6 protein-coding genes and 2 pseudogenes are annotated in these 10,158 nt (G+C 60.4%); 3 read left to right on the top strand and 5 right to left on the bottom strand.

Annotated features, from left to right (window positions below):
- Nucleotides 1-313 (top strand): EamA family transporter (locus ASF72_RS17205; RefSeq protein ID WP_157371057.1); only part of this gene is annotated, 313 nt, incomplete at its 5' end.
- Nucleotides 314-390: 77 nt separating this feature from the next.
- Here ASF72_RS17205 and ASF72_RS17200 read toward each other — a convergent pair.
- Both ASF72_RS17200 and ASF72_RS21305 read right to left on the bottom strand, forming a co-directional pair.
- A pseudogene (locus tag ASF72_RS17200) lies at nt 391-1,354 on the bottom strand (IS481 family transposase).
- A 587-nt stretch (nt 1,355-1,941) separates the two neighbouring features.
- The gene (locus ASF72_RS21305) at nt 1,942-2,376 is read right to left on the bottom strand and encodes an ACT domain-containing protein (RefSeq protein ID WP_082484463.1); all 435 of its coding nucleotides are present in this window, start codon (nt 2,374-2,376) and stop codon (nt 1,942-1,944) included.
- 800 nt (nt 2,377-3,176) lie between these two features.
- On the opposite strand from ASF72_RS21305, the gene ASF72_RS17195 reads away from it, so the two are divergent.
- On the top strand, nt 3,177-3,782 hold the full coding sequence (locus tag ASF72_RS17195; protein ID WP_056600921.1) for a TetR/AcrR family transcriptional regulator: 606 nt from the start codon (nt 3,177-3,179) through the stop codon (nt 3,780-3,782).
- A gap of 387 nt (nt 3,783-4,169) precedes the next feature.
- Nucleotides 4,170-5,732 carry an APC family permease gene (locus tag ASF72_RS17190; protein WP_082484462.1) on the top strand — a complete coding sequence of 521 codons (1,563 nt, stop codon included), beginning with the start codon at nt 4,170-4,172 and terminating at the stop codon, nt 5,730-5,732.
- Between the two features lie 128 nt (nt 5,733-5,860).
- Here the strand turns inward: ASF72_RS17190 and ASF72_RS17185 are convergent.
- The 3 genes and pseudogenes from ASF72_RS17185 to ASF72_RS17175 form a co-directional block, all read right to left on the bottom strand.
- Nucleotides 5,861-6,834, bottom strand: a pseudogene (locus ASF72_RS17185) (IS481 family transposase).
- 791 nt (nt 6,835-7,625) lie between these two features.
- A complete protein-coding gene (locus ASF72_RS17180; RefSeq protein WP_056600919.1) occupies nt 7,626-9,302 on the bottom strand; it encodes a thiamine pyrophosphate-binding protein in 1,677 nt (558 codons plus the stop codon).
- Nucleotides 9,299-10,090: a cyclase family protein gene (locus ASF72_RS17175; protein WP_056600917.1), complete on the bottom strand. Its 792-nt coding sequence runs from the start codon at nt 10,088-10,090 to the stop codon at nt 9,299-9,301. Before ASF72_RS17175 ends, ASF72_RS17180 begins: the two co-directional genes overlap by 4 nt.
- Nucleotides 10,091-10,158: the final 68 nt, after the last annotated feature.

The following is a 10,158-nucleotide window of genomic DNA, read 5'->3' as shown; positions in this document are numbered from 1 at the left end:
CGTCTGGATACTCATCACCACCCGCCCGGACATGTTCGCTCTGCTCTGTGCTGTCGGTGCCGGTGTCCTGGCCTCGACGGTCCCATTCGTCGCTGACCTGATTGCGCTCCGGAAGATTCCCGCCCACCTTTTCGGGATCCTCATGAGCATCAACCCTGTCCTGGCCGCTTGCATCGGAGCGATACTCCTCCACGAAGAACTCGGCACCATCGAATGGGTTGGAATAGCCCTCATCGTCGCTGCGAACACAGCGGCCCTGCTCCTACCAAGCGGCACACCACGAGCGACAATGGCCGAAACAGACAAAGAATAATCTCAGAAACAGTGGCAGCAACACGCCCGGTTTTGTAGTGTTCGAGCTGCGGGACGGGCGCGGGCCGGGCCTCTCAGCTAGTTGTATTGACCTGAGAGGTTAGTGACGCGGCTGGCTGGTGGCTGACCTTTGAGTGAGGTGTGGCCTCGGTGATGATTGTAGTGGTGGAGCCAGTCGGTGAAAGCGGCAACACGGGCGCTCTCTGATGCGTAGCGTTTTGCGTAGGCCCATTCGTCGAGCATGGTGCGGTTGTAACGCTCGACTTTGCCGTTGGTCTGGGGCCTGTACGGGCGGGTTCGCTTGTGCTTGATGTCCGGTCCCAGGGCGTCTTTGAAGGCGTAGGAGCGGTAGCAGGAGCCGTTGTCGGTCAACACCCGTTTGACGGTGATTCCGCAGGATTGGAAGTAGGCGTTGGCGCGTTCCCAGGGCTGTGGTTTCTTTCTTCTCATCGGTCAGGATCTCGGTGTAGGCCAGCAGGGAGTGGTCATCAACGGCGTTGTGCAAGAACGCGTAGCCCGGCCGCCGGTTCGGCGCGGTGCCGGTCTTGTTTCGCCAGCCGGCGGCTCTGGCCAGGCTCCGGTGACCGCCGCCGTCCGGAATGCGCCCGAGTTTCTTGATGTCGACGTGGATCAGGTCCCCGGGGCTATCGTGCTCGTAGCGGCGGATTACCCTGCCCGTGGAACGGTCCAACCAGGACAGCTTGGCCAGCCCGTACCGGGAGAGGACCCGGTGGACAGTGGACGGGTGGATCCCCAATAAATAGCCGATCCGCGCCGGGCCCCACCGCCGGTTCACCCGGATCGCGATGATCCGCCGCTCCCGCCGCGGACAGGTCCTCCATGGAGAGGTCCGGGGCCTGCTTGAGGCATCGTGCATACCCGCCTCGCCGTGTTCCCGGTAGCGGCCCGCCCACCGCGACGCGGTCGTGACCGAGACCTGGAACCGCTCAGCCGCCCGGCGCAACGGCCACCCCTCATCCACGACGCACCGGGCCAGCCGGAGCCTGCCCCTGGGCGTGAGGATCGCGTTAGCATGGGACATTGAAGACCTCCTTGTGAACTGGACTCTAGACAAGCCCCACTCCACTCGGAGGTCTTCTTTTTGTCATCACACCACGCCGATGTTCCTAACGTCCGTGGTCAATACAGCTAGTGGGCGAAATTGTCTTGCTGCCTTGATTGTCACCGCGTTAGCCGGCTGCGTCGTCCGGAGCCGGCGGGGGGTTCTGCCGGTGCCGGGACCTCGGTGTGGTTCACGTCCTCGGTCCGCTTCGTCACGGATACCAGCTCGTCACATGGGTATCCGAGACTGAACAGATCATCATCGACAGCGGTAAGTAACACCCACCGGGCATAGAAAAACCCCGGACCCTAGATACTCGAACTATCTAGGCTCCGGGGTTTCTTCTCCCACCATTCTACCGGCCACCATCGGCAAAACCCAAGGTCAGAGGCCGCCCTGGGAGCAGGCCACGGTACCGGTGAAAAGCGGGCGGTCCGCCTCACCAACTGGCAAATTCCAGCCTGGTCACCACCGGCGGCCCGCCATCCCAACGCGGCCAAACGACGCCATACCCTGGGTACGGCGCAGCAGCTATTTAGCGCCAGACGACCGTGCAGGCGTATCCGTTACCGTTCGGAACACAAAGAGGAATCTGGGACGTCGATGAAATAACCGCCAGCTGTAAGCGCATTTAACGCATCTCCTAGCGTGGCTTCCTGCAAAAATAGCAAGTCGCTGTCATACGTGGAAAGTACAAACACGGGAAGCCCTACGCCTGCGACGGCGGATGTTATTCCCGCAACCACGCCCGTGAGTCCAAACGGTATAGGGCCCTTGACATACAGTGCCCGCCATCCGCATTCCGTCGGCACTCCAAGCGGTGCCTGTTCAACGCGGCATACTACCGAAGTCTCATGATGGGTCGCCGTCAGAGAGTAAATACCGGTGAAGTTCGCGACAAACGCTGGAACGCCGCCCGGCTCGAACCTACACACGGCGTACTCGCCATCGAGGAGCTCCAGGCCAATGCTGGCGCCAGAAGAGGATGTGATCGTGGACATTGTTGCCCCTATGTATTGCGGAAGACGCGTTCTAAACCCTGAACGGGAGCGCCACTTTGATCGCCCAAGTATTCTCACATGTCTGACCGGAGCTGCACCACCTTGGCTTCAGCTGGTGCCTACGGGGAGGCGACCCACGCGACAAAGGCTGGGCTTCCCAGGATAGTTGGCGAGCTGAGGAAATTGGCCTAGCGGGGAAATCGCGCTGTCCCTTGCCAGCAACGGTGCAGGAGAGCGGACCGAAGTATGCGCCCGTACGAATAGAGCGCCACCAGCTCGCTCGCCTGTAAAGGTAGCGCACTTTCCATAATCGGAGGCTCCATCGCAGATGCCTTATTATTCCCGCACGCCCTACTTGGGAGGCGCCCGAAGGCAGGGATCAGTAGTGAAACGGAAGATGGCAGAGAAACGCTGACATTCGGCTGCATCGCCTCGCATGGGCGCAGCTCCGCCGGCGGAAACGCAGGGTTTCCGGGGATACTTTCCTGCCCTTTTCCATACGCCGATAACGGATCTTACGTACAGCTACTGATGCTCAGCACTTGGTTTGCCTCATCAGCATGGGGCCTCTACGCGGGCTTAAAACCTAGGGCAGGTACGGTCACACACCAAGCACGTTAGGAACACACACGACGAAGCCCGCCCTCAAAGCGGAAAGCCTCAACCCGAGAGGGATGAGGCTTCCGACAGGACGCAACGCGTTTCAGCCCCTCTGCGGCCGGCTGTAACGTGTTTGCAAATACACGTGTTGGCTCCACGTAAGCTGGTGGGGACATGGCACCCGGCGGAAGGATCACCCCATGCCGAAGCTTGTAGACCATGACTTGCGTCGCAGGGAAATTATCGAAAGCGTCTGGCGACTTATCGCCCGGAATGGTTTCGACGGTACGACCATGCGCGACCTGGCGGCGGAGATGGGCCTAGCCTACGGCGCCGTAAACTACTACTTCCCTTCGAAGAACGATGTTCTGATCGCCAGCTACGAACACGTCTTCAAGATGACTCAGGACCGTTTCGAGAGAAAAGTTGGGTCCCGAACTGGCGTCAACGCTCTCTGGGTGTTGGCAAGTGAAATGATGCCAATCGGGGACGAGGCCAGGTTGGAGGCCAGGGTCTTGCTGCCGTTCTGGGAGAGATGCGCTTCCTCGGAACGATTCGCAGCCGCTAATGCCGTTGGCCTAACCGCTATCAATGACCTGTTCGTAGAATTGCTGGACGATGCGAGCGACGCTGGGGACATTGCCCTTGGAACGGACAGCGTCTCTCTCGCGAAGACGCTCTTGACGTTGATTTCTGGAGCTCAGGCCCTGGCCGTCCTCATGCCTGATCAATACCCGTCCAGCGTCTTCGGGCAGATGCTCAAAGATTTCTTTGACCGTGAGATTATCCCAGCACAAGCGCGGTAAAACCCAGTAAATGTGGGGCAAGTCCGCAGGCGGAGCGTGCGGTCGATCTACCGTCAGCAGGGCAACTCAATAACGGTCACTGGGATGCACGGACTGTTCCGACTCAACGCCACGTGATCTGCTAACCGTCGACGGAACATCATCAACTGAGCCGTGCTGGACGCCGAAGGCGGCATGCGACGAGACCTTTCTGCTGCAGCTGTCGAGCATTGGTGCGCCGAACGTGTGTGGGCCGCGCTGGTCAGGACGATTGCCGCTGCGTAGCCATGATTCGGGCGTCACAATGGAAAAAGTTGGAAAAACAGTGGAAACACTGAGGGTGATTCTTTACGCTATGGTTCATCGAGTGATGAAAATACTGTGATTTCCCCCACCCCTGGAGGCACCATGACCGACCCGCGCCCGAGCCAAGCGGTTTCTTCTCCGAACCCTGTAGTAACCATTCGCTCCTCTTACTCCAGCGAACCAGTCGAGCGCAGACGTTTGCACGGCTCACTGGGAACCGGAGCGATCGTCTTGATGGTGCTGGCAGCCGCTGCACCACTGTCGGTCATAGGCGGTCAGGTGCCGCTGGGATTCATGATCGGTAACGGCGTAGGGGTGCCCAGTATGTTCGTGCTGGCTGCGGCGATTCTTTTGTTATTTGCGGTGGGCTTTACGCACATGACGAAGTTCATACGCAAAACGGGAGCGTTCTTCATCTACATATCCTTTGGCCTCTCCAAGCCGCTGGGGTTAGCCGCGGCTTACCTCTCGATCTTCAGCTATCTCTGCATCGAGGTAGGCCTCGTGGGGTATCTCGGTTCCGCAGCAAGTCAAAGCATTCGATCGGCTGGTGGGCCGGATATACCGTGGTGGTTCTTCGCGCTGGGCGCCCTCGCTGTAGTAGCCGCCGTCGGACTGCGCAATATCGATCTCAGCTCCAAGGTGTTGGCCGTCCTGCTCGTCGCGGAAATCGCGATCGTGTTGATCATCGTTCTTGCCGTCTTGGTGACGGGGGGAGACTCCGGTCTCAGCGCAGCACCATTTGAACCCAGTCACATCCTTTCTGGTTCTCCATCGCTGGGGCTGATGTTTGCTCTGGCGGCGTTTCTTGGCTTCGAGTCAACCGCGATTTTTCGGGATGAGGCCAAGCAGCCGAACAAGACGATCCCACGTGCCACGTACTTGGCTGTGATCATGGTCGGCCTGTTTTACACGCTGAGTTCCTGGGCCTTGGTGGTGGCTTGGGGCCCAGACAATATTGTGGCGATGGCTACTCAATACCCGGCGACGTTGATCATGGAGACGGCCAGTCGTTACTTGGGTCCGGTAGCTGTTGTCATTATCAACGTATTGATTTTCACCAGTGTCATTGCCGCGAGCCTGTCATTCCACAACGTAGTGACCAGGTACCTTCACTCCCTGGCCAGCCATGGGTTCCTACCCAGGTCGATTTCGGAAGTCGATAACCGCCATAACTCTCCGAGGCTTGCATCTCTCATTACAAGTGGCGTTGCTTTGAGCGCAATACTGCTGGCGGGACTCTTGGGGTTGAACGGAGCAACTCAGGTACTCGCCTGGACATCAGGAATGGCCACGTTCGGAGTCGCCTTCCTGATGGCGGTTACAGCGCTTGCCGTCATAGTCTTCTTCCTCCGCACACGCTTGGACCGGAACATATGGAAAACACTCATCGCGCCAATCCTGGGCTTTGTGGGATTGGCAATCAGCGCCTACTTGATTGTGTCCAACTTCCCTCTGCTTGTCGGAGATGTCGGCGCTGACGGGACCCCCCAGTTTGGTTTCATCTCCGTCCTCCTCCTTCTTTCGCTCGTTCCCATGCCCTTGTTTGGCTTGTGCCAAGCCTTGTGGCTGCGACGCAAGAACAAAAGTCTCTACGCCGCGATAACTGACGTCGAAGACGATGCGGCCCAAGTGAAAACTCCAGACCAGCGGCGACAGGCTTAGGACCTAACTTGTGGTGATCGTCCCCCTGCTTGCGATATCTTTCGGCTAGGCAGGGGAGGGGCCCCCGATTCCCGTACCAGTCGGTATAAAAAGAAATGGTTTCCCGCCCCTGCGCCTTCTAGGTGTACTCAGCCAGCAGGTTGGTTGCATCTGCTGATGGGTGGTTTGCCTCCGAGGCTGCCGTGTGGCCGGTGGTTGTTGTAGAAGCCTAGCCATGACTGCAGGGCCGTGGTGCGTGCCTGGTTGGACGTGAACGGCTGCCGGTAGGCCCAGCCTTCCTGCAGGGTGCGGTTGAAGAGTTCTGCCTTGCCGTTATGCCAGGGATTGCGGGGCTTGATCAGGATGTGTTTCGCGTTCAGCGCGGCGAGTGCGTCCTGGAAAGCCCCGGGAGAGCCTGTAGGCGAAGGCGTTGTCGGTCATGACGCGTTTGACCGGTGCGCCGTTCGCTGCCATGGCCGCTGCCGCCCGGGTGAGGAATCCGGCGCACGTTGGACCTTTCTCATCGGGCAGGACTTCGGCATAGGCGAAGCGGGTGTAATCATCGACGGCGACATGGACGTAGTCGAAGCCGACCTTTTGGGCGATTTGCGGTGGTTGGCACGGCTTTGCTCCGGGTCCACCCGTCAACCGCCCCCTTCAGGGATGCGGCCGAGTTTCTTGACGTCCACGTGGATCATGTCCCCTGGGGCGTCGCATTCGTTCCGACGGTCGGTGGCGCGTGAAGCCCGGATCCGTGCCCCGGTTACGGGGGCCAGGTCCCATAACCTTGGGCATGCCGGCACGGGTCAGAATCCGGGAGACCGCCCGGGTGCCGGCGCCACAGCGCAAGGCCAGATCCGTTGGGCCTTCGCGGTGCTTCACACGCTCGGTCAGGACATCGGCAACGACTTCTGCCGCAGTGGCATGCGGGCATGACTTCGGTCTGGAACTGCGGTCCTTAAGGCCGTCCCACCATGGGCCCGGCACGGCTGGTCCAGCGGTGGGCGCAGGTCCGCGAGACGCCCATTTCCTTCGCTACATGGGCAACCGGACGGCCGCTCAGGACGCGTTCGACGAGAATCCTTCTACCGGTCGGGGGCAGGCGGGCATTACGGTGGATCATGAAGACCGCTTAGTCGTTGGCTCTGTGTGGTGACCACCAACCTAAGAGGTCTTCACCTATTCACAATGTAACCAACGTCCTGACTCAGTACATCTGATATATAGGCGCGTTTCTTGTCAAGAGGGCAAGGGTGAGCGGCCCACGGCTGGTTGGCGTGGGCCGCTCGTTTTGTGTTCGTTCGGGGTCCTGTTCCTCACCCGGTCCCCGGAAGGCCTTTGCAGCTTAGACGGCGCTGCAACCAAGCACTCGATCCCTGCACCGGCCAGCCGCCGAGCCAACCCGAAACCGGTCGGGCCTGCCTCATAAACAACAAGGACAGGACCACGCAAACCCGAAACCCACTCCAAAACTCCGGCCTCGCTGCCGGCCAGACTCTGACGGAGGATTTCACCGGTTTCCTGGTCTATCGCGCAGCCCTCCACACTGCGGGCATGGACATCCAAACCAACGTAAGTACGCTTATTCATGGCTGGAACCTCCAAACGTTCAAATGTGGCTCTGCCAGTTCACACCCCGCACCTAAATGCGGAAAGAGCCGACCGGCAACCCACGAATCTCTTTGAGCCCCGAGGTTCCGGTCCCTACGCCAGAGACCAGCCCGCCCGCACACTCATATCGTCTAGGGCGGCCCGAGAGCGGGAGGTCTTTGGTTTTTCTATCTCCCGGATCATTCTGCGTGAGATAGATTCCACGCTGAAATACAGTGATTAAAATGCAAGTCAGGCCGTCCCGGACTCTCCGGAACGGCCTGACTTGTCGGCCGATCGACTCGGGGCGGGTTGAGGCTGGGCTCAGTGGCCCTGGAAAGCTTCGGCCAACCACCAGGATCCGCCATCGGAGGCGATTTTCGCGTCGATCACCAGAGGACGGTCCTGGATTCCGGTGTTGTAAGCCGCCAGCCATGGGCGCACGGCTTCGAGGTCAGCGACGCTGCGGACAGTGATGCCTTCGGCCCCGAACCCGCGGGCAATCGAGGCGATGTCCGTATCCGGGAATACCACGCTGGCAAGGTCCTGTGTGAGACTTCCGGACGAGAAGTGATGTACTTCGGCGCCGTACGCGGCGTCGTTGTAGACGATACATACCAGCGGCAGCTTCATGCGGACGGCAGTTTCCAGTTCACTTATTCCCATGAGGAAGCCGCCATCACCCGCGCCCAAAACCGGCAGCCGCTGTGGTTGCGCAACGCCAGCCCCAATCGCAGTGTACAGACCGAGCCCGATCGATTGGAACGCTTGGGTGAAGCAGAAACCGAACTCGTCGGGCACAGCCAGGTACTGGCTGGGGTAGCCCATGAAGTTGCCTGAATCCACGGACACGATCCGTTCGGCAGGCAGCAGGGAATCCAGCTCCCGGGTGAGGACGCGGGGATCAATGGACGTCGCAGTAGAGACGTCTTCGGTGGTGACGTCGCGCCAACGGGCCCCCTGCTTGATGGCCAATGCATTGGCCTGAGTGCGGTACTTTTCCGCTGGCTCGGGCTGCACCTGCTGGAGCGCCGCCAAGGCGTCGGAGGCAGTCAGCGCCGAATCGCCCAGTACGCCCAAGGTAATGGGTCGGTTGGCGCCCAGGGCAGAATCCTCCATGTCGATCTGAATCACTTTGGCGCCGGCCGAGATAAGCCGCCCGTGCCGCATAGTCCACATGTTCAGGGCGCAACCCCACCCGACGATCACGTCCGCGCCACTTATGAGCTCAGCGGTCAGCGGCGAGGAAAATCCTCCCGAGATGCCCAGATTGTGTGCGTCGCCGTTGAACAGCCCGCTGGCTACAGCGGAGGTGGCCACCAGTGCGCCCGCATGCCGGGCCAGCTCCAGGAGCTCTTCCCGAGCGCCGCGCCCGCCACGGCCGGCAACAAAGACTGGGCGTTCTGCCGCGGCGATCAACGCCACTAGTTGTTCAACGGCGGCAGCGTCCGGGCGGACTTTCAAGGGCTGGGGCACGTTGACGCCGTCCGCCCGACCCTCGGCCATGGCGCTTTGAACATCCAACGGCAGGCTGAGCACCACCGTGCGGCGTTCATTCACGGCCGTGCGGAACGCCCTGACCGTGTCCGCTACGGCCGAGGCGGGGGAGTGGATGCGCTCGGCGATTGCCCCGACGCTCCGGGCCAGGCCATCCTGGTCGATCTTGAAGTTGGACCGGATGACCGAGGCCTGGGTGTCCGCTGTCAACACGATCATTGGCGTGCGGCTTTTTGCAGCCTCGCCGATGCCGGTGATCGCATTGCTGAGCCCACAGCCCTGGTGGGTGGTTACTACTCCCAATTTGCCGGACATACGCCCGTATGCATCAGCCATGGTGGCCGCACCACCTTCGTGGCGTGCCGCGGTGAACGGGACCCCCTCAGCCATGAGGGTGGCGGTCACATCAAAATTTCCGGAGCCCACCACTCCGAATACGTGCCCTACGCCCAGGTTGGCCAGAGTCTGGCCTACCAGCGTTGAGACACGGGTTTCCCCGCTCATGCGCGGTCTACCCTGGAACGCTCCACCAATGCGTACACCCGGCTGGGGCTGCCCGTGCCCCCCACGATGGGCAACGGTGCTACCACCAGCGTGGCACCCGTTACCGGCAGGCGGTCCACGTTTCGCAGCGAGGTCACTCCGTACTTATCCGCCCCCAACAGGAACGAGTGGACGGGGAACATTGGATCCAGGCTCCCTGCCTGACCGGCATCGATACCTACCGTTTCAACGCCGAAACCACTGATCGAGGCTTTTCCTGCCAACCACCTGGCGCCAGCTGCAGAAACGCCGGGAGTGTGAGGACCGGCGTCGTCCGCATTGACGAAAGCAACAGCATCCTCACCTCGGGCCGCCCATCCAGTTCTGAAAATCACCCAGCAATTCTCCGGAAACACCCCATGCTGTTCCTGCCATTGCTCAAAGTGCTCCGGTTCCAGCAGAAAGTCCGGATCCGCGGCAGCTTCAGCGGACTTATCGATCACTACCACCGGCCCTACCAGCCGGTGCGGCTCGATCTGGTCCACGGACTTGCCGTCCTTGCCCGAAATCCAGTGCACCGGAGCGTCCAAGTGCGTCCCGGCGTGCTCGCCCACAGTAACGTCGTTCCACGCCCATGCAGGTCCGGCGTCGTCGAAATTACTCACCGGAGACACCGACAATCCCACAGTATTCGCGAACGGCTGCGGGAGATTCAAGATGGGGGTCTCGGAGCTCAGGGGGGTGGTGAGATCGATGATCTCCACCGAACCATCAGAAAGGGCTGCAGTGAGCCCGGCCAACACAGACATTGTTCTCCTATCGGTTGCTTTTGAAAAAGTGAGTTCTACAGAATGAGTCGCAGTGCTGGTGCCGCTTG

This window comes from Arthrobacter sp. Leaf141, assembly GCF_001424565.1.
Lineage (GTDB): Bacteria > Actinomycetota > Actinomycetes > Actinomycetales > Micrococcaceae > Arthrobacter.
This window is presented reverse-complemented; position numbering and strand designations above follow the sequence as displayed.

Coding starts and splice junctions, on each gene's coding strand:
- ASF72_RS21305 (WP_082484463.1), bottom strand. CDS start 2,376: ATGTCCACGATCACATCCTCTTCTGGCGCCAGCATTGGCCTGGAGCTC.
- ASF72_RS17195 (WP_056600921.1), top strand. CDS start 3,177: ATGCCGAAGCTTGTAGACCATGACTTGCGTCGCAGGGAAATTATCGAA.
- ASF72_RS17190 (WP_082484462.1), top strand. CDS start 4,170: ATGACCGACCCGCGCCCGAGCCAAGCGGTTTCTTCTCCGAACCCTGTA.
- ASF72_RS17180 (WP_056600919.1), bottom strand. CDS start 9,302: ATGAGCGGGGAAACCCGTGTCTCAACGCTGGTAGGCCAGACTCTGGCC.
- ASF72_RS17175 (WP_056600917.1), bottom strand. CDS start 10,090: ATGTCTGTGTTGGCCGGGCTCACTGCAGCCCTTTCTGATGGTTCGGTG.